General features: G+C 73.2%; 24 protein-coding genes. 12 read left to right on the top strand and 12 right to left on the bottom strand.

The genetic code is table 11. The annotated features are described in order from the left end of the window. The first annotated feature begins 120 nt into the window (after positions 1-120). Positions 121-522 carry a hypothetical protein gene (locus tag SL103_RS21425; protein WP_069570584.1) on the top strand — a complete coding sequence of 134 codons (402 nt, stop codon included), beginning with the start codon at positions 121-123 and terminating at the stop codon, positions 520-522. 18 nt (positions 523-540) lie between these two features. Here the strand turns inward: SL103_RS21425 and murJ are convergent, their stop codons facing one another. Then, entirely contained in the window at positions 541-2,109 is a 1,569-nt protein-coding gene (gene murJ, locus SL103_RS21430) for a murein biosynthesis integral membrane protein MurJ (protein WP_069573981.1), read from the bottom strand. A gap of 143 nt (positions 2,110-2,252) precedes the next feature. Then, the gene (gene ligD / locus SL103_RS21435; RefSeq protein WP_069570585.1) at positions 2,253-3,137 is read right to left on the bottom strand and encodes a non-homologous end-joining DNA ligase; all 885 of its coding nucleotides are present in this window, start codon (positions 3,135-3,137) and stop codon (positions 2,253-2,255) included. Positions 3,138-3,167: 30 nt separating this feature from the next. Between ligD and SL103_RS21440 the strand changes: the two genes are divergently transcribed. Together SL103_RS21440 and SL103_RS21445 are read left to right on the top strand one after the other, a co-directional pair. After that, complete coding sequence (locus SL103_RS21440) at positions 3,168-4,232, top strand: Ku protein (RefSeq protein ID WP_069570586.1); 1,065 nt, start codon at positions 3,168-3,170, stop codon at positions 4,230-4,232. Between the two features lie 41 nt (positions 4,233-4,273). Beyond that, a complete protein-coding gene (locus SL103_RS21445; protein WP_069570587.1) occupies positions 4,274-4,648 on the top strand; it encodes an RNA-binding S4 domain-containing protein in 375 nt (124 codons plus the stop codon). A gap of 24 nt (positions 4,649-4,672) precedes the next feature. Here the strand turns inward: SL103_RS21445 and SL103_RS21450 are convergent, their stop codons facing one another. Beyond that, complete coding sequence (locus tag SL103_RS21450; RefSeq protein ID WP_069570588.1) at positions 4,673-5,125, bottom strand: YchJ family protein; 453 nt, start codon at positions 5,123-5,125, stop codon at positions 4,673-4,675. A gap of 208 nt (positions 5,126-5,333) precedes the next feature. Between SL103_RS21450 and SL103_RS21455 the strand changes: the two genes are divergently transcribed. Beyond that, positions 5,334-5,528, top strand: a complete 195-nt coding sequence (locus tag SL103_RS21455) for a hypothetical protein (RefSeq protein WP_033269053.1) — start codon at positions 5,334-5,336, stop codon at positions 5,526-5,528. 154 nt (positions 5,529-5,682) lie between these two features. Next, a complete protein-coding gene (locus SL103_RS21460) occupies positions 5,683-7,428 on the top strand; it encodes a hypothetical protein (protein WP_069570589.1) in 1,746 nt (581 codons plus the stop codon). Between the two features lie 78 nt (positions 7,429-7,506). Here the strand turns inward: SL103_RS21460 and SL103_RS21465 are convergent, their stop codons facing one another. Next, complete coding sequence (locus SL103_RS21465; RefSeq protein ID WP_069570590.1) at positions 7,507-9,015, bottom strand: PLP-dependent aminotransferase family protein; 1,509 nt, start codon at positions 9,013-9,015, stop codon at positions 7,507-7,509. Between the two features lie 101 nt (positions 9,016-9,116). Here SL103_RS21465 and SL103_RS21470 point away from each other — a divergent pair, with 101 nt between their 5' ends. From SL103_RS21470 to SL103_RS21485, 4 genes are all read left to right on the top strand, one after another. Next, positions 9,117-9,800: a YczE/YyaS/YitT family protein gene (locus tag SL103_RS21470; protein ID WP_099055442.1), complete on the top strand. Its 684-nt coding sequence runs from the start codon at positions 9,117-9,119 to the stop codon at positions 9,798-9,800. Then, positions 9,797-10,606, top strand: coding sequence for a glycerophosphodiester phosphodiesterase (locus SL103_RS21475; RefSeq protein WP_069570591.1), 810 nt, complete (start codon positions 9,797-9,799; stop codon positions 10,604-10,606). Before SL103_RS21470 ends, SL103_RS21475 begins: the two co-directional genes overlap by 4 nt. A gap of 66 nt (positions 10,607-10,672) precedes the next feature. Next, positions 10,673-12,040, top strand: coding sequence for an MFS transporter (locus SL103_RS21480; RefSeq protein ID WP_099055565.1), 1,368 nt, complete (start codon positions 10,673-10,675; stop codon positions 12,038-12,040). Positions 12,041-12,298: 258 nt separating this feature from the next. Next, positions 12,299-12,676, top strand: a complete 378-nt coding sequence (locus SL103_RS21485; protein WP_006601711.1) for an RNA polymerase-binding protein RbpA — start codon at positions 12,299-12,301, stop codon at positions 12,674-12,676. Between the two features lie 145 nt (positions 12,677-12,821). Here SL103_RS21485 and fxsA read toward each other — a convergent pair whose 3' ends face one another. The 5 genes from fxsA to SL103_RS21510 form a co-directional block, all read right to left on the bottom strand. Next, positions 12,822-13,403, bottom strand: a complete 582-nt coding sequence (gene fxsA, locus SL103_RS21490) for an FxsA family membrane protein (protein ID WP_069570593.1) — start codon at positions 13,401-13,403, stop codon at positions 12,822-12,824. Between the two features lie 73 nt (positions 13,404-13,476). Further along, on the bottom strand, positions 13,477-14,232 hold the full coding sequence (locus SL103_RS21495; protein WP_069570594.1) for a polyprenol monophosphomannose synthase: 756 nt from the start codon (positions 14,230-14,232) through the stop codon (positions 13,477-13,479). Next, positions 14,229-15,902 carry an apolipoprotein N-acyltransferase gene (gene lnt / locus SL103_RS21500; protein ID WP_069570595.1) on the bottom strand — a complete coding sequence of 558 codons (1,674 nt, stop codon included), beginning with the start codon at positions 15,900-15,902 and terminating at the stop codon, positions 14,229-14,231. Before lnt ends, SL103_RS21495 begins: the two co-directional genes overlap by 4 nt. Positions 15,903-16,469: 567 nt before the next feature. Further along, the gene (locus SL103_RS21505; protein ID WP_069570596.1) at positions 16,470-18,137 is read right to left on the bottom strand and encodes an amidohydrolase; all 1,668 of its coding nucleotides are present in this window, start codon (positions 18,135-18,137) and stop codon (positions 16,470-16,472) included. 56 nt (positions 18,138-18,193) lie between these two features. Then, positions 18,194-18,634, bottom strand: a complete 441-nt coding sequence (locus tag SL103_RS21510; RefSeq protein ID WP_077194248.1) for an Lrp/AsnC family transcriptional regulator — start codon at positions 18,632-18,634, stop codon at positions 18,194-18,196. A gap of 209 nt (positions 18,635-18,843) precedes the next feature. On the opposite strand from SL103_RS21510, the gene SL103_RS21515 reads away from it, so the two are divergent. After that, positions 18,844-19,260, top strand: coding sequence for a hypothetical protein (locus SL103_RS21515; protein ID WP_079145893.1), 417 nt, complete (start codon positions 18,844-18,846; stop codon positions 19,258-19,260). Between the two features lie 34 nt (positions 19,261-19,294). Here the strand turns inward: SL103_RS21515 and SL103_RS21520 are convergent, their stop codons facing one another. The 3 genes from SL103_RS21520 to SL103_RS21530 all read right to left on the bottom strand — a co-directional run bounded on the left by SL103_RS21520 (position 19,295) and on the right by SL103_RS21530 (position 22,851). Next, positions 19,295-20,398 (bottom strand): phosphotransferase family protein, encoded by a 1,104-nt coding sequence (locus SL103_RS21520; protein WP_069570597.1) that lies wholly within the window; start codon positions 20,396-20,398, stop codon positions 19,295-19,297. Then, on the bottom strand, positions 20,395-21,528 hold the full coding sequence (locus SL103_RS21525; protein ID WP_069573985.1) for a hypothetical protein: 1,134 nt from the start codon (positions 21,526-21,528) through the stop codon (positions 20,395-20,397). Before SL103_RS21525 ends, SL103_RS21520 begins: the two co-directional genes overlap by 4 nt. 150 nt (positions 21,529-21,678) lie before the next feature. Then, positions 21,679-22,851 carry an acyl-CoA dehydrogenase family protein gene (locus tag SL103_RS21530; protein ID WP_069570598.1) on the bottom strand — a complete coding sequence of 391 codons (1,173 nt, stop codon included), beginning with the start codon at positions 22,849-22,851 and terminating at the stop codon, positions 21,679-21,681. 363 nt (positions 22,852-23,214) lie between these two features. Between SL103_RS21530 and SL103_RS21535 the strand changes: the two genes are divergently transcribed. Both SL103_RS21535 and SL103_RS21540 read left to right on the top strand, forming a co-directional pair. After that, positions 23,215-24,489, top strand: coding sequence for a glycoside hydrolase family 18 protein (locus SL103_RS21535; RefSeq protein WP_069570599.1), 1,275 nt, complete (start codon positions 23,215-23,217; stop codon positions 24,487-24,489). Between the two features lie 206 nt (positions 24,490-24,695). Continuing rightward, on the top strand, positions 24,696-26,009 hold the full coding sequence (locus SL103_RS21540; RefSeq protein WP_069570600.1) for a GAF domain-containing protein: 1,314 nt from the start codon (positions 24,696-24,698) through the stop codon (positions 26,007-26,009). Positions 26,010-26,060 lie beyond the last annotated feature (51 nt).

The raw sequence follows: 26,060 nt of genomic DNA on the forward strand, positions 1-26,060 counted from the left end.
GGCCCGATCGGGTGAAACGGTGCCCGCTCCGGAACCACCGGGGCGCACCATGGTCTCCGAAGAGCTGACGACTGCTTCGTCGAACCCCTCCGTCCCTCGGACCGCGATCTGGAGGCCCCGATGTCGCCGCACTGCCCGACTCCCCCGCCCTACGGCGCGACACCGATCCCGGTGCTCGCTCCCCCGCGCGCCGAGGACCGGCTCAGCACCCTGGCCTTCCCGGTGGACTCCCTGCTCCCGCCGCCCCGCCCCGAGGACCGGCTGCCGCTGGAGGCGCGCACCGAGGACCGGCCGCTGCTGCCCCCGGGCCCCGAGGAGCGGCTGCAGGGTCCGGTGGCGCTGCCCGGCCGGGGGCGGCCGGACCTGCCGGCCGCCCTCGCCGCGGCCGGTGTGGCGCCGTCCGCGGGTGATCAGGCCGCCCTCGCGGAGCTGGCCGGTCTCGGCGACACCACGGTCCGGGCCGTCATCGGCTGGATCGAGGCCGCCGCGCGGGCGTCCTGGTCACGGCCGCGGGCGGTGTGAGCGGGGCCGCCGGACCGCTCAGCGCAGCCCCGGCAGCCGGCGCAGCTCGTCGATCCGCAGGACGCGGGCCAGCACCAGGAAGAGCAGCGCCATGGTGAGTCCGCCGGCGGTCAGCGCCAGGGCGGGGGCCCAGCCGGTCGGCACGGACGCCCCGGAGCAGGCCCACGCCGCGAGCCGGCCGGCCGCACCGGCCAGGGCGGCGGCCACGGCCAGCCTGCCGTACGTACGGCACAGCCGCCGGCCGTCGAGGCGTCCGGCGATCCGCCGGCGCAGCAGCAGCGCGGTGACCAGCAGACCGATGCCGTAGGCGACGGCACAGGCGGCGGCCATGCCGGTGACCGACCAGCGCGCGGGCAGCAGCAGATGGCAGGCGGTGGCCAGGGCGACGTTGACGGCGCTGATCCAGAGGGCCGTCCAGAACGGCGTACGGGTGTCCTCGAAGGCGTAGAAGCCGCGCAGCAGCAGGTACTGCGCGGAGAACGGGATCAGGCCGAGGCCGAACGCCTGCAGCATGTGCCCGGCGGGCGCGGCCGCGGCGGCGTCCACCGAGCCGTGCGCGAAGAGCAGTTGGGCGGTCTGCGGGCCGAGGGCGAGGAAGAAGAAGGCGGCCGGCACGATGAGGACGCCACTGGCGCGCAGGGCGCGGGAGAGGTCGCCGCGCAGGTCGTCCAGGCGGTCCTCGGCGACCGCGCGGCTCATCCGGGGCAACAGCGCCGTCACGAGCGAGACGGTGACGATCGACTGCGGCAGCATCCAGACGGTCTGGGCGTAGCTGTAGGCGGTGTACCCCACGCCGGCGGTGGGGAGCTGCTGGTCGGCGGCGTTGGCGTAGTGCGTGACGACGGTCATCGCGGCCAGGTTGGCGAGGACGAACAGCAGCGTCCAGCGGGCCGCCGCGATGCTCCTGCCCAGGCCGCTGCCGCGCCAGTCGAAGCGCGGCCGGAAGCGGAAGCCGGCGGCGCGCACGAACGGGATCAGCGCCAGGCCCTGGAGGGCGATGCCGCCGGTGGTGGCGAGGCCCAGCAGGTCGATCTGGCCCTGGGTGACGTCCTCGATGCGGTCGGGCCCGGCCAGCAGGCCGAGGTAGACGCCGAACATCGCGATCAGGACGAGGTTGTTGAGGACCGGGGTCCACATCATCGCGCCGAACTTGCTCCGGGCGTTGAGGACTTGTCCGAGGATGAAGAAGAGACCGTAGAAGAAGATCTGCGGGAGCAGGAAGCGCGCGAAGACGACGGTGAGTTCGAAGGCGGCGTGGGTGGCCGGGGTGTCGGGGGTGTAGACGGCGACGAGCTGCGGCGCGGCCCACACCGAGAGCAGTGTGCCGACCGCCAGCACGCTCAGGACGAGGGTGACCAGCCGCTGTTCGAAGGCGCGGCCGCCGTCCGTGTGCTCGGCTCGGGCGCGCACCAGCTGGGGCACCAGCACCGAGTTCAACGCCCCGCCGATCAGCAGGGTGTAGAGGCTCATCGGGACGACGTTGGCGGTGTTGTACGTGGAGGCGAGCAGGCCGGTGCCGAGGGCGGCGGCCTGCAGCACGTTGCGGAACAGCCCGGTGGCGCGGGACACCACGGTCCCCACGGCCATCAGGAGCGAGGAGCGCGCCACCCCGCCCTCGGTGGCGGTCGCCTCCCCCGTGGCGCCGCCCCCGCCGGTGGTCTGCGGGCCCGGGGCGCGCGGTGTCGACGTGTCATCCGTTGTTCCGTCGGTCATGGGGGCAACTATGCCGCTCAGGGCAGCGGTCGGGCCCGGTCCGGGTCGAGGAGCGGTGCGTGCAGATCGCCGTAGCGCTCGATGCGGGGACCGATCTCGCCGAAGAGGAAGCTGAGTTGCTCCGGGTCGTCGCAGTCGGCGATCTCGTCCCAGGTGACCGGGGCGGAGACGGTGGGGGTGGCGCGGGCCCGCAGGGTGTAGGCGACGGCGGTGGTCTTGGCGGCCGCGTTCTGGGAGAAGTCGATGAAGACCTTGCCGGGCCGCAGTGCCTTGGCCATCTTGTGCACGACGAGGTCCGGCAGGGCCCTGGCCGCCTCGACGGCGAGGGTCCTGGCGTAGGCGGTGGTCCGCTCCGACGGGGTCGGCTCGATCGGCACGACCAGATGCAGCCCCTTGGAGCCGCTGGTCTTGGCGAAGACCTCCAGGCCGTCGGCGGCCAGCCGCTCGTGCAGCCACTGCGCCGCGACGCAGCACTCGACGACGGTGGCGGGGTCGCCGGGGTCCAGATCGAGGACGAGGCGGTCGGCGGTGCCCGGCGTGCGGCAGGTCCACTGCGGGGTGTGCAGTTCGACGACGAGGTTCGCGGCCCAGACGAGTGACGGCAGGTCCTGGAGCAGGGCCTGCCGGGTGGGCCCGGACGTCGAATGGGGGACCTCGCAGGTCTTCACCCAGGAGGGCGTGCCGGGCGGCACGTTCTTGGTGAAGAAGCGCTGGCCGTCGGGCCCGTCGGGGTAGCGCAGGAAGGACAGCGGCCGGTCGTGGAGGTGCGCGAGCAGCGGCTCCGCGGTGGTGGTGCAGTAGTGGACCACCTCACCCTTGGTGGTGCCGGTCTCGGGATAAAGGACCTTGTCGAGGTTGGTCAGCGGAAGGCGCCGCCCCTCCACGACGGTGATCGGCGACATACGATGAGAATCCCACACAAGGGATGAAATATGCGTTCTATATGGAATGGGTCAATTTCCTTCGGCCTGGTCACCATCCCCGTGAAGACCTACAGCGCCACCGAGCGCACCTCGTCGGTCTCCTTCCTGCGCATCCACGAGAAGGACGGCGCGCCGATCCAGTACCGGAAGATGTGCGAGCTGGACGGCAAGGAGGTGCCGAACGAGGAGGTCGGAAAGGGCTATCAGCCGCCGGGGGACGACACCGTCGTGCCGGTCACCGACGACGAGTTGTCACGGCTGCCGGTGCCCGCCGGCAAGACGCTGACGATTCTGTCGTTCGTCGACCCCTCGGAGATCGACCCGCTCCAGATGGACAAGGCGTACTACCTGGGGCCCAACGGGGCGTCGGCCGCCAAGCCGTATGCGCTGCTGCGGGAGGCGCTGGAGCACCACCGGAAGGTGGCGCTCGGCAAGGTCGCGATGCGCGGCCGGGAGTCGCTGGCGATGCTGCGGGCGCACAACGGGGCGATCGTGATGCACCAGCTGCTGTGGCCGGATCAGGTCCGCCCCGCCCCCGACGTCGTGCCCGAGAAGGTCAAGCTGCGCGAGAACGAGATGGCGCTGGCCGAGACGCTGATGGACTCCCTGGGCGAGCTGGACCCGGCGGAACTCCACGACGACTACCGGGAGGCCGTCGAGGAGCTGGCGGCCGCCAAGCTGGAGGGCGAGGAACCGGTGGTCCCCGCACCGAGCGGGTCCGACGCCCGGGTCATCGATCTGACCGCGGCCCTGGAGAAGAGCGTGCGCGCGGCCCGGTCCGGCCGCGGGGAGGGCGCGGAGTCGGCGTCGGTGACGCCCATACGGGGTCGGACGGCGGCGAAGAAGGCCACGGAGAAGAAGCCCGCGGCCGGGAAGCCCGCGGCGAAGGACGGCGCGAAGAAATCCACCGCGCGGACCTCGTCGAAGAAAACCGCGGGGACCACGGCGAAGAGCGCGCGGAAGACCACGGAGAAGAGCACCGCCGGAAAGGCCGCGACCGGGAAAGCCACCGCCAAGAAGGCCACGGCCAAGAAGACCGCGGCCGGGAAGTCGCGGGCGAAGAAGTCCGGCTGACCGTCCGCCGCCCCCTCCCCCGTTCGTTCTAGAGTCTGGGTATGGCTTCAGACGAGGGGACCACCCGCATCGACAGCTGGATCTGGTCCGTACGGCTCACCAAGACCCGTTCGCTGGCCGCGGCGGCCTGTCGCGCCGGGCACGTACGGGTCAACGGGGAGCGGGTGAAGCCGGCCCACGCCGTGCGCAACGGCGACGAGGTGCGGCTGCGGCACGCCGGGCGGGAGCGGATCGTGGTGGTCTCGCGGCTGGTGCGCAAGCGGGTCGGCGCGGCCGTCGCCGCCGAGTGCTTCGTCGACAATTCTCCGCCGGTCCCGCCGCGCGAGGAGCAGCCGCTGATCGCCCACCGCGACCGCGGCACCGGCCGGCCCACCAAGCGCGACCGGCGCGAGATCGACCAGCTGCGGCGCGGGTGAGCGCCGGCCGGTGAGCGGACCGGCTCAGGCGTCGGGCAGCGCGTCCAGATAGACCCACTCGCCGCCCTCGCGGACGAAGCGGCTGTGCTCGTACTGGCTGCCGGCGACTCCGTGCAGGCTGTAGTGCGCCCGGAACTCCACGGTGCCCTCGGTGTGGAAGGCGGTGCCGCTGGTCGTTCCGAGGATGTCCAGGCCGGTCCAGCGCTGCGCCGGTTCGAGGTCGAGGGTGGCGGGGCGGGTCGTCGGGTGCCAGGTGCGGCGGAGGTACGCGGCGTCGCCGACGGCGAAGGCGCTGTAGCGCGAGCGCATCAGCCGCTCCGCGGTCGGGGCGGTGGCGCGGCCCTCGTGGAAGGTGGCGCAGCAGTCGCGGTAGGTCTCCGGACGGCCGCAGGGGCAGGGCGCGGCGGGGGCGAGGGTGGCGGGGCGGCGCGGCGCGTCCGACAGACCCGCGAGCGGCTTCTTCTTCGGCTTGGACACCCGACGATTGTGCCGGTCCGCCGGGCGCGGTCGCGACACGCCGGTGACGCGCAGGAGCGACACGCCGGAGGGACACGCCGTAAGGCTGCGCCCATATAGGGAATTTCAATGACAAATCACTCGTTTGCGGCTTTTTGTGGCTTGATCCGGGCGGCGAGGCTGGAAGAACTCATGGTGACCGTCCCCACCCTCCAGGAGAGAGCCCCCCATGATTCTGTCCATTTCCGGCGTCGTCCTGCTCGGTGTCATCGTCTTCCTCTTCTTCCGGAAAGACGGCCTCAAGTTGTCCCACGCGCTGATCTCCGCGCTCTTCGGGTTCTATCTCGCCAGTTCCGCCATCGCGCCCAGCATCAAGGCCGGCGGGGCGAGCCTGGCGAGCCTCCTCGGCGGCATCAAGCTCTAGAGGTGGCCCGCACGCCCTCCTCCGGCGGGCCCGCACGGGTCCCGCCCGAACGGGCCGCCCCAGGCCCCGTCCGGGCGGCTCCGTGTGCCGCCCGTCCCGGCTCGGCGCCCACACCGAGCCCGCAAGTCCCACCGCACGAGCAACAGGAGGAGATGTGGCCCGCCGCCCTCTGCCCCGCATCCTGACCGACAGCGCACCGCTGGCCCGTATGGCCAACTTCGCGTCGCTGGCGCGCGGTCGCGAGTTCGCGCGCACCGCCGCCGACAGCGCCTCCGACGTGTTCCACCCCCTGATCACCATCGGCCGGGGGCTGCGCCGGCTGGCGGTGGCGGCCCGGGGGCGGTGGGACGCCACGCCCAAGGAGAGCCGCGGTCCGCTGCTGTTCTTCATCGGCGCCTGTGTGCTGGTGGTGGCCCTGGTGCCGTACGGGCCGCTGCTCGCCCTGATCGCCGTGATGGCGGCGGGAGCCTGGGCGGGGCGGGAGCGCACCCCGGTGGTGACCGGCCCCAGCGAGGCGGAGACCGAGCGACTGCGGGCGCTGTACGAGGCGCTGGTGCCGTACCTCTCCGCCGAGGGCGACCCCGCCCCGCTGTACACGCACGGCGGCGACTGGGAGCGGGTCTTCGGCGCGTACGCCTTCGACGACAACGGGCGGCTGGAGCGGCTGCAGCTGAAGTACCCGGCGTACTTCACCGACGGTGAGGACCGGTCCCGGGCCCGTATCGAGCAGGTCCTGTACGCCAAGGCCGGCCGCGGCCGCGAGTACCACTTCGCCTGGGACGAGCTGGCCAATCAGCTGACCGTGACGGTCCTGGGGGCGCTGCCCGCCGATATCGCCGCCCAGCGCTTCGTCACCTCGCCGGGCGAGACGGTGCTCGGCTTCACCGATCCGGACTCCGTCCAGCGGACGCTGCCGGTCGACGGTGCGGACGGCACCCGGGACGCCCCGCCGGTGGTCTGGCGTACCGGCCCCCGCTCCACCGAGCCGCATCTGCTCGCCCTGGGGCAGTCGGGCAGCGGCACCACGACCCTGCTGCGCTCGATCGCGTTGCAGGCGCTGGCCCACGGCGACGTGCTGGCCGTCGACGGCACCGGCACCGGCGAGTTCGGGTGTCTGGTCGGGCGCCGCGGTGTGCTGGCGGTGGAGAGCGGGCTGGCGGGGGCGCTGGCGGCGCTGGAATGGGCCTCGCAGGAGACCGAGCGGCGGCTGGTCGCGGCGAACCGGGCGCGGCAGTCCGGCCGGCCGGTGCCGGACGACACCCGGCGCCCGCTGTGGATCGTCGTGGACCGCCCGACCGCGCTGTCCCACCTCGCGGCGGCGGAGGGCCGGGACGATCCGCAGCGGTGGCTGCAGGTGCCGCTGCGGCACGGCCGGGCGGCCCAGGTGACGGTGGTCGTGGCCGATCAGTTCGAGAGCGCCGACCTGCTGAGCGATCCGGTACGGGCGCACACCAAGGCGCGGGTGGTGCTCGGCACCGCCACGGCGGAGGAGGTACGGGCGGTGCTCGGAGCGCCGCCGCACACCACGCCGACCGCGAGCGTGCCGCCGGGGCGGGGCTACGCGCGGCTGGGCAGCGGGCCCGTCCTGCGGGTCCAGGTGCCGGCCACGCCCGACCCCTTCGACGACGCGACGAGCGAGGCGCACCGGGAAGCCGTCCTGGCGCTGCTGCCGGAGCGCACGGCCCCGGACGACACCGAGTCCCTGGCCACCGTGGACGGCGGCTCCGCACCCTCCGACCCGGCACGGGCGAACGGGGCGGACGGCGCGGACGGGGTGGACGAGGCGGAGCCGTCGGCGGCCGAACCGGTCGGAGCGGCCGCGCGGGTGTCCATCGTCAAGGGCGGCGACGCCCGCACGGTCACGGGCGGCTCGCGGGAGGCCCTGAGCGCGGACCGCTGACGGGCGGGGCGTACGGGCCGGACCGGCCGGTCCCTACCGCCCCGCCCTATCGCTCCGCCCCGCCCCTCCGGGCGCTCCTCAGGCGACGAAGCTGTGCCGCGGTTCGGCGGCCTCCATCGGCGCGCCCGTCGCGACCAGCCGCGCGGCGCCGGCCAGCCGGACCGCGGCCTCGTCGGCGACCGCCCCGCTGACCGTGAACGGCAGCCGTACGAAGCCCTCGAAGGCGCCGTCGACGCCGAACCGGGGGCCGGAGGGCACCCGCACCCCGAGCCGCTCGCCCGCCTCGGCGATCCGGGAGCCGGAGAGGCCGCCCGTACGTGCCCAGAGGGTGAGCCCGCCGCGCGGCACGCTGTACTCCCAGTCGGGGAGGTGCCGTTGCAGGGCTTCGACGATCGCATCGCGGTTCTCGCGGGCCTGGTCGCGGCGGATGCCGATGGCCTGCTCCCAGCCGCCGCCCTCCAGCAGCGAGGCGATGGCGAGCTGTTCGAGGACCGGTGAGCCCAGGTCGGAGTAGGCGCGGGCGGCCACCAGGCTGCGGATGATGTCGGGTGCGGCGCGCACCCAGCCGATCCGCATCCCGGCCCAGAACGCCTTGCTGGCCGAGCCGACGGTGATCACCGCGCTGCCGGCGGGGTCGAACGCGCAGACCGGACGGGGCGGTTCGGTGTCCTCGTCGAGCTGGAGCTCGGTCATGGTCTCGTCGACGACCAGCAGGGTGCCGGCCGATCGCGCGGCGTCGACGAGCCGGCGGCGCTGGTCCTCGGTGGCGAGCGTGCCGGTGGGGTTGTGGAAGTCGGCGACGACGTACGCCATGCGCGGCGCGGCATCACGCATCACCTGGCGCCAGGCGGGGATGTCCCAGCCGGACAGCCGCTCCCCGAGGGCGACCGGGACCAGCCGGGCGCCGGCGTCCCGCATCAGCTGGAGGATGTTGGCGTACGAGGGCGAGTCGACGGCCACCCGCTCACCGGGGCTCGTACAGAGGCGGCAGATCGCCGCGACGGCACCCATCGCGCCGGTGGTCACCATGATCTGTTCGGGCATGGTGGGGATGCCGCGGGCGGTGTAGCGGTCGGCCAGGGCCTGGCGCAGCACGGGCAGACCGGCCGGGTAGTCGCCGTGGGTGTGGGCGTAGAGCGGGAGGTCGGCCATGGCGCCCTGGACGGCGCGGGTGAGCCAGGGCTCGGGCGCCGGGAGGGCGGCGCAGCCGAGGTCGATCATGGAACCGGCGGCCTCCGGGGGCAGCGGTTCCAGACCGCGGGTGGGCAGCGGGTTGCCGGCCGGAACGGCGGTCCAACTGCCGGAGCCGCGCCGGGACTCCAGGAAGCCCTCGGCACGCAGCGCTTCGTAGGCAGCGGCGACGGTGGTGCGGCTGACGCCGAAGGCGGCGGCCAGCTCCCGTTCGGCGGGCAGCCGGGCGGCGACCGGTATCCGGCCTTCCAACACGAGCAGGCGGACACCGTCGGCGAGACTGCGGTAGGCGGGCAACCGGCGTCCGCCGACGGCGAGTTGGGCATCGCGCGGGTCCTGCGACCGGAGCAGCCGGGCCAGCTGGGGCGCCCCCACCGCCGAAGTCCACTGAGCCATGAAGATCAGTCCACCTTCCCGGAATTGGCTCTACTTCCCGAGCCCCGACACGCCACATGGTGTCACGCGTCGGTCCAATCCTGCCAGGAGGGGGAATTTTTGTGTCCATAACGAAAGAAGCCGGTCCGCGGAGGGGCCTGCTGCCGCGCCGGCTGATCCAGCTCTACACGGGGCTGACCCTGTACGGCGTGAGCATGGGCCTGATGGTCCGCGCCGGCCTGGGCCTGGAGCCCTGGAGCGTACTGAACCAGGGCATATCCCGACACACGGGACTGTCGATCGGCACCGTCACCATCGTGTCCGGCGCGCTGATCCTGCTGCTGTGGATCCCGCTGCGCCAGCGCCCCGGCCTGGGGACCGTCTCGAACGTGGTGATCCTCGGCCTCGTGATGGACCTGACCATCTCCCTGGTGCCCGAGCTGCACGCGCTCGGCGCCCGCATCCCGCTGCTGGCGTTCGCCGTCCTCCTCAACGGCGCCGCGACCGGTCTGTACATCTCCGCCCGCTTCGGCCCCGGGCCGCGCGACGGCCTGATGACCGGGCTGCACCTGCGGACCGGCCGCCCGGTGCGACTGGTCCGCACCTGCATCGAGGTCACGGTGCTCGCGGCCGGCTTCCTGCTCGGCGGCTCGGTCGGAGCCGGCACGGTGGTCTACGCCCTGGCCATCGGACCGCTGGCACAGCTCTTCCTGCGGCTCTTCGCGATCAAGGGATTGCCCGAGCAGCCGTCGCGGGTGGTGGCCCGCCACGTCACTTCACCTGAGCGCGCCATACTGCCGGAGTGACCCCCGCGATACGCCTCCGCCACGCCTACCTCGACCACCCCGCGCCGCTCCCCTTCGCCCACCGCGGCGGGGCCGCGGAAGGGCTGGAGAACACCGCCGCCGCCTTCCGCCGCGCGGTCGGACTCGGCTACCGCTACCTGGAGACCGATGTGCACGCCACGTCGGACGGCCGGCTCGTCGCCTTCCACGACGCGACGCTCGACCGCGTCACCGACGCCCGGGGCGCGATCGGGCGGCTCCCCTGGCGCGCGGTGCGCCGGGCCCGGGTCGGCGGCCGGGAGCCACTGCCGCTGTTCGAGGACCTGCTGGAGGAGTTCCCCGAGGCCCGCTGGAACGTCGACCTCAAGGCGGAGGCCGCGCTCGGTCCGCTGCTCGACCTGCTGGGCCGCACCGGCGCCTGGGACCGGGTCTGCGTGGGCTCCTTCTCGGAGGCCCGGGTGGCGCGGGCGCAGCGGCTGGCCGGCGGCCGGATGGCCAGCTCGCTCGGCACCCGCGGCGTCGCTGGCCTGCGGCTGCGCTCGTACGGCCGCGGGGTGCTGCCGCTGGACCGGCTGCTGGGTGCGGCGGTGCGGCGCAGCGCGGTGTGCGTCCAGGTCCCCGAGGCGCAGTCCGGCATCCCGGTGGTCGATCCGCTGTTCCTGCGCGCCGCGCACGCGCTGGGCATGCAGGTCCACGTCTGGACGATCAACGACGCGGATCGGATGACCGCCCTGTTGGACCTCGGCGTGGATGGCATCATGACCGACCACATAGAGACGCTGCGCACGGTGCTGACCGAGCGGGGGTGCTGGGTCCCGGGCACGTGACGTCCACGGGCGCCGCCCCGTCGCCCGTCCGCTGCGGGGAACGGGTACGGGAAGGCGGGGGTGGGCGTGCAGAGCACGGAGGCCGTGACCGGGGTCGTCGAGGAGACGGCCGCCCGGCGCCGCGAGCAACGCGGCTGGTACTGGTACGACTGGGCGAACAGCGTCTACTCGACAAGCGTGCTGACGGTGTTCCTCGGGCCGTACCTGACATCGGTGGCGAAGGCCGCGGCGGACGCGGACGGCTTTGTGCATCCCCTGGGCATCCCGGTGCGGGCCGGTTCCTTCTACGCCTACGCGGTGTCGGCCTCGCTGGTGCTGTCCGTCCTGGCGATGCCGCTCGCCGGGGCGCTGGCCGACCGGACCGGCCGCAAGAAGCCGCTGATGGGCTGCTGCGCGTATCTGGGCGCGGGGGCGACGACGGGGATGTTCTTCCTGGCCGGTGAGCGCTATCTGCTGGGCGGGGCGCTGCTGATCGTCGCGAATGTCTCGTTCGTGGTGTCGACGATGCTCTACAACTCCTTCCTGCCGCAGATCGCCGAGCCGGAGGAGCGCGACGCGGTCTCCTCCCGCGGCTGGGCCTTCGGCTACGCGGCCGGGGCGCTGGTACTCGTCGCCGACCTGGCGCTCTACGGCGCGCACGACTCCTTCGGCATTTCCGAGGGCACGGCGGTGCGCATCTGCCTGGCGTCCGCGGGGCTGTGGTGGGGCGCGTTCTCGCTGATTCCGCTGCGGCGGCTGCGCGACCGCCGGGCGGCCGCGGAGGCACCCGCGGCGGCGGGCGGTGCCGCGCCGGTCCAGGGGTGGCGGCAATTGCGGGAGACGCTGCGCGGCATGCGCCGGCACCCGCTCACCCTCTCCTTCCTCCTGGCCTACCTCCTCTACAACGACGGCGTGCAAACGGTGATCACCCAGGCGTCCGTCTACGGCTCGGAGGAGCTGCGGCTGGACCAGAGCACGCTGATCACGGCGATCCTGCTGGTGCAGGTGCTCGCCGCGGCGGGTGCCCTGCTGATGGGCCGGCTCGCGCGGCGGTACGGTGCGCAGCGGACGATCCTGGGGTCGCTGGTGGCCTGGACGCTGACGCTGGCGGCCGGCTACTTCCTGCCCGCGAAGGCCCCCGTGTGGTTCTTCGCCCTGGCCGTCGGCATCGGCCTGGTGCTGGGCGGCAGCCAGGCGCTGTCCCGCTCGCTGTTCTCGCATCTGGTGCCGCGCGGCAAGGAGGCGGAGTACTTCTCCGCGTACGAGATGAGCGACCGGGGGGTGAGCTGGCTGGGGCCGCTGGTGTTCGGGGTGGCCTACCAGCTGACCGGGAGCTACCGGGACGCGATCGTGTCCCTGGTGGCATTCTTTGTGGTCGGTTTTGTCCTGCTGGCGCGGGTACCCGTGAGTCGGGCGATCGCGGCGGCCGGAAATCCCGTGCCTGACCGGATTTAGTCCCGGAGGGTGCGGGGCGGTAGTGTACGCCTTTGGCTCACCAGGCGGACCGTTACTGCGCGCTCAACGATGTAAGGCGCTGGGTGACATCTGCTGCCAGATGTGACAAACCGGGCGTCGGTGGGTACAACAAGGGGCGGCACGACGGGCGACGCACATGTCCCGATTACGGGAATCTTCACCGCCGACCGGACGTTGACCGGATGACGACGACAGCGACACCTGTCCTGTGGGCGACAAGCCCGGGAGGCACGATTCATGAGTGAGCGAGCTCTCCGCGGCACGCGACTCGTGGTGACCAGCTACGAGACCGACCGCGGCATCGACCTGGCCCCGCGCCAGGCGGTGGAGTACGCATGCCAGAACGGACATCGATTCGAGATGCCGTTCTCGGTTGAGGCCGAGATTCCGCCGGAGTGGGAGTGCAAGGTTTGCGGTGCACCCTCTCTTCTGGTGGATGGCGATGGCCCTGAGGAAAAGAAGGGTAAGCCCGCGCGTACGCACTGGGACATGCTCATGGAGCGACGCACCCGCGAGGAGCTCGAGGAGGTGCTGGCCGAACGGCTGGCCGTCCTGCGCTCCGGCACCATGAACATTGCCGTGCATCCGCGCGACACCAACCGCAAGTCCGCCTGACGGCGGGCCTGCACACAGCACCAAGGGCCGGGGCCACTGCACTTCGCAGTGGCCCCGGCCCTTGGTGTGCGTGCTCCCGGTCCCGCTTCCGCTCCGTCCGGACCGTCCAGGTCCGCCCCGTGCGGCCGGTCGGACACCCAACCCCTCAGCCGGTCAGCGGTGGATCCTGGCGACGGGCGGCCGGCGGCTCGTCGTGGATCACCTCGCCCGGCACGACCTTGCCGTCCGGCCGGTGCATCCGGGCCTGTTGGAAGGCGTCGCCGAACGACCCGGGCGCATACGACGCCCGCCTGTTCAGCAGCTTCTCGGCGCGGCGCTGGATCAGCTTCCCGGTCGGCGGGAAGAGGCAGAGCAGCCCCAGCAGGTCGGAGAGCAGGCCCGGCACCATCAGCAGCAGGCCGCCGGCCATCGGGAGCGTATTGCCGCTGCCGGAGCGGCCGTTGCGGGACGGGGCGGGCTCGGCCGGGTCCGTCGGGCCGCCCCGCTGAAGGCTCTCGGTGAGGTTCTGCCAGGCGCGGCGGCCGGCCCGCTTGACCACCCAACCGCCGGCGACCACCCCGGCGACCAGCAGCAGGAAGACGGTCAGGCCGTTGGTGGCCCCGGCAACCAGGGTCAGCAGCCAGATCTCCAGCACCACCCAGGCGGCGACGCCCAGCGGCACGAACCGGCGGGCGCGCGAACGCTGGGGCGGACGGGGACTCGGCGACGGCGTGCCTGTGAACGTCATGACTCAAGTGTGCCTGGCCGGCCCTCGGCGCCTGCCGGGGACCACGGGACGCGGTACACCCGGGACTCCGGGCTCAGCGCCCGCGGAACTTCTCCACCCGCGAGCCGACGCCCCATGCGGTGACCCGCCACAGCGCCTCGACCACGATGTCCCGGTTCATCTTGCTGTCGCCGTGCTCCCGCTCGACGAAGGTGATCGGGACCTCGACGACGTGGTAGCCGGCCTGGACCGCGCGGCGGGCGAGGTCGACCTGGAAGCAGTAGCCCTGCGAGGACACCTCGTCCAGACCCAGGCCCTGGAGGGTCTGCGCGCGGAAGGCGCGGAAGCCGCCGGTGATGTCCCGCAGCGGCAGGTCCAGCACCAGCCGGGAGTAGGTGCTGCCGCCGCGGGAGATGAACTGGCGGTACTTGGGCCAGTTCACGGTGCGGCCGCCGGGCACCCAGCGCGAGCCGAGGACGAGATCGGCGCCCTTGAGGGCGGTGAGCAGCCGCGGCAGCTCCTCGGGCTGGTGCGAGCCGTCGGCGTCCATCTCGACCAGGACGCCGTAGCCGTTGTCGATGCCCCAGCGGAAGCCGGCGAGGTAGGCGGCGCCCAGCCCTTCCTTGCCCTTGCGGTGCAGGACGTGGACGTGTTCGTCCTCGGCGGCGAGTTCGTCGGCGAGCTTGCCGGTGCCGTCGGGACTGTTGTCGTCCGCGACGAGGACGTGCGCCTCCGGGACGGCGGACCGCACCCGCGAGACGACCGGCTTGATGTTCTCCGCCTCGTTGTACGTCGGGATGATCACCAACGTGGTGCCGAGCGGACCGTATTGCCGCTGACCGTCTGTCACTGCTGCCCCTTCTCGTCCTTCGTACGCCCGCGCCGGCCGACGATCACCGCGGCGGCACAGGACAGAAGGCCCACGATAGCGAGCGCCCACTCAGGTGCCGCACCGACGCGGTCGGCGAGCGTCGTTTCGTCCCGCAGCGGTATCCGTGCCGAGACCACGCCCTGGGTGAACTCCGGGATCCGGTGGGTGATCCTGCCGTCCGGGGCAACCACCGCACTGATGCCGCTGGTGGCCGCGGTGACCACGGCCCGGCCGTGCTCGACGGCGCGCAGCTTGGACATCGCCAGCTGCTGCTCGGGCTGGCCGGTGCGCCCGTAGGTGGCGTTGTTGGTCTGGATCACCAGGGCCCGGGCGCCGGCGCCCACGGTGTCGTGCACGATCTCGTCGTAGGCGACCTCGAAGCAGATCACGTCGCCGAGCCTGGCGGGGCCGACATTGAGCAGGCCCGTGTGGTCGCCGGGGTAGAAGTCCCGCGGCACCCGCTGGAAGCGGGTGATGATCTTGCTGAGCTGCTCCCGGAAGGGCACGTACTCGCCGAACGGCACCGGGTGCTGCTTGGTGTACGAGGCGCCGGGACCCTTCTTCGGGTCCCACACGATGCCCTCGTTGAACACGTAGCCCTTCTTGGAAGGGTGGTCGACGAGGGCGCCGACGAGCACCGGCACGCCGATGGCCTTCACCGCCTCGTCGATCCGGTCGTACGCCTGCGGGTACTGGAACGGGTCGAGGTCGGAGGAGTTCTCCGGCCAGATGACCAGGTCGGGCTTCTTGGCCCGGCCGGCCTTGATGTCGGCGGCCAGCTTCTCGGTGGCCGTCGCGTGGTTGTCGAGGATCTTCATGGGCCGCCCCAGGAAGTCCATACCGGCCTGCTGGACGTTGCCCTGGACCACGGCGATGTCGACGGTGTCGTCGGCCTTCGTCGGGACGGGGACGAGCAGGCCGGCCAGGGTCACCGCGGCGGCCAGTCCGAACGCCTCCAGGGCGGTCACGGCGCGGCGCACCGTGCCGTTGCCGCGCAGCCCCCACAGGGCGGCTGCGCACGCGGCCAGCAGGGCACCGGCCAGCGCGACGGCGAAGGTCACCAGCGGGGCGCCACCGAGCGCGGCGAGCGGGGTGAACGGCGAGCCGGTGTTGGCGAACGCCAGCCGGCCCCACGGGAAGCCGCCGAAGGGGAGCCGGTCGCGGGCCCACTCCTGGGCCACCCACAGGCAGCCGGCCCACAGCGGCCAGGCCGGCAGCCGTGAGGTGACCGCGAGTCCCGCGCCGAGCAGCGCCACGAAGAGCGCCTCGGCGATCGAGAGGCCCACCACCGCGTCCCAGCCGACGACATGCAGCCACTTCAGCAGGATCAGGAAGAACGGCAGCCCGAACACCAGGCCCGTCCAGGCGCCCTGGCGAGCGGTCCGGCCCCGGGTGAGCAGCGACAGCGCGGCCACCGCCACCAGGGACAGCGGCCACAGGTCGTACGGCGGGAAGGCGAGGCCGAGCGCGACGCCGAAGACCACGGCCAGGCCGGTGCGCGGCGCCTCGCGACGCACGAGCGCCAGGAGCCGACGGGCACGGCCGGGGCGCCCGGCCGGGGCCGTGGAACCCGGCCGGGCGGACGGCACCGGGCCGTCGGGCGTGGTGCCGCTCACGGCTTCTTCGGTGGTGTCGGAACCCGATGGCACGGTCGCCGGGCCTTCCTGCAGGTCGGATGGGGCCCCTCCCGGCGCGTCGCGCGCGTGGCGGAAGGTGTGAGCTGACCGTACATCGGAAGACCCGCCGTGCGGATGCGGGGTGCACAAAAGGTGAAGGCCCCGCGAGGAGGGTGCGGCCGGTCCGCGACGGGGTGCGGATAGGGGCCCGGGCGCCCTTCGGGCCGACCTGGGACCCGCTGGCTGCGGGTCGACCGAGAGCCGTTGTCTACTGAGCGTCCGGGCCCCACCCGGGTCGCACCTGCCGACCGGGCGAGACGTCCCCTCGCCTCGTGTCGCTGGTGCTGGACCTGGCTCCCAGTGGCGGTGCGCCGGTGTGGCGTACCGCCCCATGGCCCAGCTGCGTTCGACGAGTGCGCGGAGGTCTCCCGGCCGGACGTCCTGTGGTGGACTCGGCCGAACCTACCGGCCGTCGACCGCCTGCTGTCAACAGGTGCCCGGCCTGCGTCGCTTTCGCGTCGCCCCAGGTCAGCCGAGGAGGGCCCTTGGCGGGCCGAGTAGCGGCAAGCACGGGCCGTCGGAGCACGTGCCTGCCTGATGTCACTCGTTCGGCCGTCCGAAGACCGTCCGGCCGCCGACGACCGTGCGCAGGCACACGGGGAGGTCGCGCCCGGGCGTGAGGTCGGGCAGGCCGGGGGTGCCGGAGCGGGGGTCGGTGGACCAGCGCTCCACCCGCTCGTCGGGCGCCTGGACGACCAGTTCCCCGGTGCGCCAGACCGCGTAGTCGGCGGGCGCGCCGGGCACCAGGACGCCCGCGTCGTCCCGGCCGATGGCCCGCCAGCCGCCGCGGGTGTGGGCGGTGAACGCGGCGCGGGCGGAGATGCCGTGGGCGCGGGTGCGGTGGAAGACCGCGGCGCGCACGGTGCCCCAGGGGTCGAGCGGGGTGACCGGGCTGTCGGAGCCCAGGGCGAGCGGCACCCCGGCCTTGAGCAGGGCGGCGTACGGGTTGAGGGTGGCGGCCCGCTCGGCGCCCAGGCGGGCGGCGTACATGCCGTCGGGGCCGCCCCAGGCCGCGTCGAAGGCGGGCTGGACGGAGGCGGTCAGGGCCAGGTCGGCGAAGCCGGCGACGGTGGCTTCGGTGAGCATCTCGGCGTGCTCGACGCGGTGCCGGGCGGCGCGGATCCGGGCGGTGCCCAGGCGCTCGGCGGCGGCCCGGACGCCGTCGACGACACTGCCGATCGCGGCGTCGCCGATGGCGTGGAAGCCGGCCTGCAGCCCGGCCTCGGTGCAGGCGGCGACATGGGCGGCGACCGCGTCGGTGTCGAGGTGGGCGGTGCCGGTGTGGCCGGGGAGGTCCGCGTACGGGGCGTGCAGATGGGCGGTGTGCGAGCCGAGCGAGCCGTCGACGAAGAGATCACCGGCCGCGCCGATCGCGCCGAGCTCACGGATCCGCTCGGCGTCCTTTGCGGATGCGACGGCCTCGGCCCAGTAGCCCACCACCCGCGGGCCGTTCGCCTCCCGTGCCAGGGCGAGCAGCGCCGTGAAGTCGTCCTCGCCGGAGATCTCCGGTCCGGCGCACTCGTGGAGGCTGCCGATACCGAGCGAGGCGGCGCGGGCCAGTGCGGCGGCCTGGGCCTCGGCGCGCTGGGCCGGGGTGAGGGTGGCGTACGCGGCGCGGCGCACCGCGTGGTGGGCGTCGCCGGTCAGCGGGGCGTCGGGGTGGAAACCGGACCGGTCGCGCATGCCGGGGACCAGGTCCAGCAGGGCCGTGGTGACGACCGCGGAGTGCACGTCGACGCGGGTGAGGTACAGCGGGCGGCCGCCGGTGGCCGCGTCCAGCTCCGGGCGGGACGGTGCCCGGCCCTCCGGCCAGGCGCTGGCGTCCCAGCCGTGCCCGAGCAGGACCCGGTCCGCGGGTCGGGCGTCGGCGTAGGCGCGCACCCGGGCCAGCGCGTCGGCGAGCGTGCCGGCGGCGGCCAGGTCGAGACCGGTGAGCGCGAGGCCGGTCGCGGTGGTGTGCACATGTGCGTCCGTGAACGCCGGGGTGACGAGCGCGCCGTCGAGCTGGACCACCTCGTCCACGCCGTCGGCGAAGGAGTCGGCCGCGCCCTCCTCACCGACCCAGGCGATGCGGTCCCCCTCCACGACCATGGCGGTGGCGAAGGGGTCCGCGGGGCTGTGCACCTCGCCGCCGCGCAGCAGGACGGTACGGGGCTGCGCCGGGTGCGGGTCGTGCTGCCGGTCGGGGGCGGGAATGTGCTCGCTCATACCGGACAGTTTGGCCCCTGCGCCCGGACCGGCGGCGCCCAGGGGGCCGTTCCCGGTCAGATCCGCGGCGGCCGGGCCTCGTACGGCGTGGACAGCACGACCGTGGTGCGGGTCGAGACACCGGCCAGCGTGCGGATGCGGGTGAGCAGGTGCTCCAGCTCCAGTGGCGTGGAGACCCGGACCTTGAGGATGTAGTTCTCGTCGCCGGCCACGCTGTGGCACGCCTCCAGCTCGGGGACCTCGGCGAGGCGGTCGGAGATGTCGTCCGGCGCGCTGGGGTCGAAGGGTTTGACCGAGATGAAGGCGGTGAGCGGCAGGCCCACGGCTTCCGGGTCGACGATGGCGGCATAGCCCCGGATGACACCGCGCTGCTCCAGGCGGCGCACGCGCTGATGCACCGCCGAGGTGGACAGGCCGGTGGCCTTGCCCAGGTCGGTGTAGCTCATCCGCCCGTCCTTGACGAGCAGATCCACGATTTGTCGGTCCAACTCCTCCACCCGCTCAACCTACTGCGCGCGGGCGCATGTGCGCACCGCGCGCCGGCTCGTGGGCACCCCCGCGCCGGGTTGTGTGACCAATGCCACACGGGTGAACCGCTGTCCGTGGACCGGCCGCGATTATGCGCGGGGCATGGAGGGAATTGCTGGTGGTGGCCGGGGCCGCCCGTCACAGGAAGTCAGCGGTCCGACCGGCCCACCCGAGGGGGATGGACATCATGCGACGCCTTCAGCAGGACCCCACTGCCGAGAACTTCAGCGACCAGGAGGGCGACAGTCCCGGCTTCCCCGGCGACGACGACGCGTTCGAGACCTTCGAGATCTACCGCGTGACCTGCCCTGACTGCCGTCAGCCGATCGCGCTGCTGGCCGACGAGGACACGCTCCCGGAGCATGCACTGTGCCCCACTCCCTGGAATCCGTTCGGCCTGACGGTGTGCCAGGGCTCCGGCCGCGCGGTGTCCGAGGCGCCGGAGACCGAGGACACCCTGGACGCCCAGGAGCAGGACGCGGCGATGCTGCTGACGCTGCCGGAGGGCCTCGACTGGCGCCGTCAGCCGTTCTCGCACATCGGCGGACCGGGCACCCGGCCGATCCGGGTGCCGCGGATGCGCCACGGCGCCTGAGTCCGGGCGCGTTCGTACGACGGCCGCTGCGGTCTCACCAGTAGCGGCCCTCGATCATCGCCTCCAGCGCGGCCCGGTGGAGGATCAGCCCATCGGCGTCGGCCGGCACGGGAACCTCTCCGAAGTGGACCTGGCGGTAGGCCACCCGCAACATGACGATGGCGTGCCGCACGGCCGCGTAGAGGGTGTGGAACTCCATGTCGCGCGGGGTGTGGCCGGTGAGCCGGGCATAGCGTGACTCGACCGCGTCCCGGCGCAGGAAGCCGGGCAGCCCCCACTCGCCGCCGGCTTCCGTGAGGTCCTGGAAGAAGCGGTGCAGGAACACCAGCCAGCCCAGGTCGAGTTCACGCGGCCCGAGGGCAGCCATCTCCCAGTCGAGCACCGCAGCCGGCTCGAAGCCGTCGTAGACGATATTGCCGATCCGGGCGTCACCCCAGGTGAGCACGGTCTCGCCGGGATCGTCCGGCCAGAGTTCGGCGAGCCGGGCGAAGCCGCGCTCGATGAGCGGTGAGCGCGGGCGGCCGTCAACCACCCATGCGTAGTAGGCACGTTGGGACGCGACGTGCCGGCGCAGGGCACCGCCCTGCCCGGTGGTGGCCAGGAAGCCGGCCGCGGCGAGCGGTACCTGATCGTGCAGTCGGGCGAGCACGGAGACGCTCGCGGCCTCCAGGTGCGCGCGCTCGGCGTCGGTGGCGTCATGGAGCCAACTGCCCGCGTACGTATAGGGCATGACGTCCGGTGGGACGCGGCCGGCGACGCGGGCCATGACGAAGAACGGGGCGCCGAGGTGCGCCGGGTCCTCCTCCAGCCACAGGGTGCGGGGCACCGGCAGGTCGGTGTGCTCGGCGACCAGGCGCATGGTGCGGAACTGCCGGGCCATGTCGTAGCGCGGGAAGACGGTGTACGCGGCCGGGTCGGCGGCGAGACGCAGTGCGCAGGACACCGGGACTCCGGGGGCCGGTGGTCGCGGGTGGTCGATGTCGAAGAGCAGGGTTTCGCTGGACATGCCGTTGGAGGCGGGGACGCCGACGGCGATCGCGCGGGCGCCGGGCAGCCGGGTGCCGAGCCAGGCGGTGAGGCGACGGGTGAGGTCCTCGGGGTCGCGGGTGGTGGTGCGGGGGCGGGGCGCCGCGCTCATCGGCCGGCCTCCCCCGCGACGTCGCCGTAGCCGGTGAACCCGCTCGGGTCGTGCCGCCCGAAGCTGCCGTGCTCGAAGATCCCGTGGCCGACGCGGCCGTCGAGGGTGAAGCGGGCGGCGTGGTCGGTGACCCCGTAGGCGGCGAGGGGGTGGGCGGCCGGGTCGGAGAGGTCGTAGCTGCGCCGGTCGGTCCAGCCGCGGCCGCGCCAGGTGCCGTGCTGCCAGTCGTCGGCGGGAGGGTAGCCGGCGCCCACCGCCAGGGGCGAGGAGGTGAGGATCTCGGCGGTGAGGTCGAGGGGCCGGCGGGCGGGGTCGGTGAGGTGGATGACCGCGGCCTCGGGGTGGCGGGTGCCGGGGCGGTAGCGGATGTCGGTGTGCGGCCAGCCCAGCTGGAGGTCGTGAGTGCCGTTGCGGACCAACAGCGCCTCGTTCAGGGTGCGGTGGCCGTCGGCGTCCTCCTGGACGATGACCATCACAAAGCGGTCGTCGAAGCGGACCGGGCACCACACCCAGTGGAAGCCTTCCGGCCGCAGCTCCTCACCGGCCCGTCCGGCGTCCTCGCCGGGGATCGGCCGCACGCCCCAGCTGCGGTCGCGGGTACCGGTCCACTCCCCCGCCGTGACGATCAACTCCGCACCCCCGGCGCGGATCCGGCCGGTGCAGGTGCCCGCCTGGACGAACCGCCGGCCGTCCAGCGTCAGCCGGTCGCCGCGGTACTGGGTGTGGTGCGGCTCCCAGGTGGCGGGGAAGGCCGCGTTCCACGTCACGTCGTACGCCAGGCCGTCCGGGTCGTCCGGGTCCGCCGCGCAGCTCAGCCGGAGGCGGGCGAGCGGCTCCTCGACGGTGATCGTGAGCGGGCCGACGGCGAGGGCCATCCGGTCGTCGGTGAGCGCGTCGGAGGCGCGTACCGCGTGCAGCCGGTCCCCGAGCCGGAGGGTGGCGTACGCGTCGATGACGCCGGTGTTGGGATAGACGCCGAGCCCGGCGATCAGCAGGGCCCGCCCCGCGTGGTCCATGACGTGGAAGATGCACCGGTCGTAGGCGTTGCGGTCGCCGGTGGCGACGTGTCGCAGGGAGAGCGGGACCTGGTGGATCGGGTACTCGTCGAGCGCGATCGGGCGGTCGGGCACGGTCTCCTCCTGGGCGCGCGGCGGCGGACCGGGGGCGGGCACAGGGCCTCCCCCGGCGAGGAGTTGACGGTACGTCAGCTGGCGTGCGACAGCCAGACCCACTTCGGTCCGGGCGGCCGGGGCGGGGAGGGTTCCCGCCCCGGCCGGCGCTCAGCGCGTCTCCGGGCCCGCGAGGTGGCGGGCGATGACCATCCGCTGGATCTGGTTGGTGCCCTCGACGATCTGCAGGACCTTGGCCTCGCGCATGTAGCGCTCGGCGGGGAAGTCGACGGTGTAGCCGTAGCCGCCGAGGAGCTGGACGGCGTCGGTGGTGACCCGCATCGCGGCGTCCGTGCAGAACAGCTTGGACATCGCCGCCTCCTTGGAGAACGGCAGCCCGGCGTCCCGCAGCCGGGCGGCGGTGAGGTACAGCGCGCGGCCGGCCTCGATCTGGGTGGCCATGTCGGCGAGCATGAAGCGCAGACCCTGGAAGTCGACGATCGGCCGGCCGAACTGCTGCCGCTCGGCGGTGTAGGCGAGCGCCTGGTCCAGCGCCGCCTGGGCGACGCCGATGGCGCAGGCCGCGATGCCCAGCCGTCCGGAGTCGAGGGCGGAGAGGGCGATGGCGAAGCCCTGGCCCTCGTCTCCGATGCGCCGGGCGTCGGGGACGCGTACGCCGTCGAAGTGCAGCTGGGCCGTCGGAGAGCCCTTCATGCCCATCTTGCGCTCGGGCGCCGCGGCGCTGAGGCCCTCCGCGTCGCCGGGCACCAGGAAGGCGGTGATGCCGTGGGCGCCGCTGCCGCCGGTGCGGGCCAGGACGGTGTAGAAGTCGGCGACGCCGCCGTGCGTGGTCCACGCCTTGGTGCCGTCCAGGCTCCAGGCGTCGCCCTGCCGGGTGGCCCGGGTGGTCAGGGAGGCGGCGTCGGAGCCGGAGGAGGGCTCGGAGAGGCAGTAGGCGCCGAGCAGTCCGCCGCCCAGCATGTCGGGGAGGTGTTCGGCGCGCTGCTCCTTGGTGCCGAAGCCGGCGAGGGCGTGGCAGGCGAGGGTGTGCACGCTGACGCCGAGGCCGACCGTCAGCCGTGCGGCCGCGAGCTCCTCCAGGACCTGGAGGTAGACCTCGTAGGGCTGGCCTCCGCCCCCGAATTCCTCGTCATAGGGCAGGGAGAGAAGTCCGGATTCCGACAGCAGGGCGAAGGTCTCGCGGGGGAAGCGGCCGGCTTCCTCCTCCTCCGCGGCCGTGGGCCTGATCTCGCGCTCGGCGAGTTCGCGTACGAGGGTCAGCAGGTCGCGGGCTTCCTCCGTGGGCAGCCTGCGGTCCACCGGCCGGGGGCCGTACTCGGTCATGGCGGCGCTCTCCTCCCTGTCGGGCGCTGCGGCGACGCACGCGCGGGGTGGGCGGCGGCGCCGGTTTCCGTGGTGCCAGGCCGATGATCGCGTTCCGGGTCGCGGATGGCGATGACCTGCGGCTGTGGCGCTAGGAGTATGCCCGATCGGAGGCCCCGCGTCACGGGTTGATCATCATCTGCCGCGCGGATCCGGCCCGGTACCGGAAGCGGCGGTGTCCCGCTACCCCGCGTAGACGAAATTGGTCCGAACCATTGACTCACTGGTCTAGTCCTTCTAACTTCTCCTCCAACGTTCAACGCGTTCATGCCAATTCGGAACGCAGGTCAGGCTCCACCCCTCGCCCCCCTCCGAGGAGACGACATGCTCAGACCGCACCGGATGCGATCACCGCGCAGAGTGATCGCCGCCGCCACCGCGCTGTGTACGGCGGCACTGGCCGGCACCCTGCTCGCCGGACAGGCTTCCGCCCACCCGTCGCACCCCACCACCGCGGCGACGGCCGCCGCGACCTCCGCGCAGCCGGCCGCAGCGGGCAACAAGGTCGTCGGATACTTCACCAACTGGGGTGTCTACGACCGCAATTACCACGTCAAGAACATCGAGACGTCCGGGTCGGCGGCCAAGCTGACGCACATCAACTACGCCTTCGGCAACGTTCAGGGCGGCAGGTGCGCCATCGGGGACTCCTACGCCGACTACGACAAGGCGTACACCGCCGACCAGAGCGTCGACGGCCAGGCGGACACCTGGGACAACGGCGCACTGCGCGGCAACTTCAACCAGCTCAGGAAGCTCAAGAAGCTGCACCCGAACCTCAAGGTGATCTGGTCGTTCGGCGGCTGGACCTGGTCGGGCGGCTTCGGCGAGGCCGCCAAGAACCCGGCCGCCTTCGCCCAGTCCTGCTACGACCTGGTCGAGGACAAGCGCTGGGCCGATGTCTTCGACGGCATCGACATCGACTGGGAATACCCCAACGCCTGCGGCCTGACCTGCGACACCAGCGGCAAGGACGCCTTCACGAACGTCATGAAGGCACTTCGGGCGAAGTTCGGCCAGAACAACCTGGTGACCGCGGCGATCACCGCGGACGCCTCGGCCGGCGGCAAGATCGACGCCGCGGATTACAAGGGCGCTGCCCAGTACGTCGACTGGTACAACCCGATGACGTACGACTACTTCGGCGCCTGGGACGCCAAGGGCCCGACGGCGCCGCACTCCCCGCTGTCGTCGTACAACGGCATCCCGAAGGCCGGCTTCAACACCACCGACACGATCGCCAAGCTCAAGGGCCTGGGCGTGCCGGCGGACAAGCTGCTGCTGGGCATCGGTTTCTACGGCCGCGGCTGGTCGGGCGTCACCCAGGCCGCGCCGGGCGGTACGGCGACCGGCGCGGCGCCGGGCAAGTACGAGGCCGGCATCGACGACTACAAGGTGCTCAAGAGCCGCTGCCCGGCCACCGGCAAGGTGGGCGGCACCGCCTACGCCAAGTGCGGTGACCAGTGGTGGAGTTACGACACCCCGGAGACCATCGGCACGAAGATGGCCTTCAAGGACGCACAGGGCCTGGGCGGCACGTTCTTCTGGGAGCTGAGCGGTGACACCACCAACGGCGAGCTGATCAAGGCGATCAGGTAGCCGCGGACGACCGGACCGGGCGGGCGGGAGGTGGCGGCCTCCCGCCCGCCCGCATGTCCGGACGGAGTCCGCCCTCCGGGGCCGGCGGGCTCGGCGCCCGGGGCGGCCCCGGCGCGCGAGGTGGCGGCCCACGCGGGGTTTACGGCACCGCCCGGTACGAGCACCATCGGCCGTACGAGGGCGGAGCCGTGACGAAGAGGTGACACGTGGTCAACCCCTGGCTGGCGATGGAGACCGGTTGTGACCCGGCGGAGCGCACCCGTACGGTGCGGCGGGCGCACGCGGAATTCCTGGCCGACGGGACCGTGGCGGCGCCGGTCCGCCGGGTGGTAGCCGACTCCTGGCGCCGCTCGGCCGAGGCCCGGGCCGCCTCGGACGGGGCCGCGCCCATCGAGCTGGACGAGGCCGCGCTGTGCGCCTACCGGGAGGCGCACCCGCTGGCCCGCGCGATGCCGGTGTTCCGGGAGCTGCTGGGCAGCTTCGCGCAGGACGGGGCGCATCTGCTGGCCGTCTGCGACCCGCAGGGGCGGCTGCTGTGGGTGGAGGGGCACCGCGGGGTGCGCCGCAGCGCGGAGGGGATGAACTTCGTCGTCGGCGCCCGCTGGGACGAGCGGCACGCCGGCACCAACGCGCCGGGTACCGCGCTCGCCGCCGACCACGCCGTACAGATCTTCGCGGCCGAGCACTACAACCGGCAGGTGCAGCGCTGGACCTGCGCCGCGGCCCCGCTGCACGACCCGCGGACCGGCCGGCTGCTGGGCGCGGTGGACATCACCGGCGGCGACCACCTGGCGAGCCCGCACAGCCTGGCCCTGGTGCAGGCCACGGCCCGCGCCGCGGAGGCCCATCTGGCGTCCGGAACCCCGGAGCCGGGGGTGTTCCTGTCGGCGCTCGGCCGGGACGAGGCGCTGCTGGTCGTGGACGGTGAACGGCTGCGCCTCGGGCGCCGGCACAGCGAGATCATGCTGCTGCTCGCGCAGCACCCGGACGGCCTGACGGGCGATCAGCTCTCGTTGCTGCTGTACGGGGAGCGCGACATGCGGCCGGTCACCCTGCGGGCCGAACTGTCCCGGCTGCGCCATCTCGTCGGGGCGCTGCTGCACTCCCGCCCGTACCGCCTGAGCCGCGCCGTCGAAACCGATCTGGGCGTGGTCGAGGGGCAGCTGGCGGCCGGGCACCCCCGCTCCGCGCTGGGCGCGTACCGCGGCCCGCTGCTGCCGCTGTCGGAGGCGCCCGGTGTGCGGCGGATGCGGGAGGCGCTGGCGGACCGGATGCGGTGCACGCTGCTGGCCACCCGCGACGCCGGCCTGCTGCGCGAGTGGTCGCGTACGCCGTGGGGCGAGGACGATCTGGAGATCTTCGAGGCCCTGGTGGACGCCCTGCCGGCCCGCTCCCCCGCCCGTACCGCCTCCGTCGCCGACGCGGACCGGCTGCGCACCGCCTACGGCCTGTCCGGCGGCGCGACGGGCGGTCCCGCCACCACGCGCGTCGCAACGTTCGCGCAACCTCCCCGCTCATAACCTGCGCACAACGCCCGTCCCACGGGAGTGGCGGGCACCGCGCCGAGAGCG

The organism is Streptomyces lydicus (assembly GCF_001729485.1).
GTDB classification, from domain to species: domain Bacteria; phylum Actinomycetota; class Actinomycetes; order Streptomycetales; family Streptomycetaceae; genus Streptomyces; species Streptomyces lydicus_D.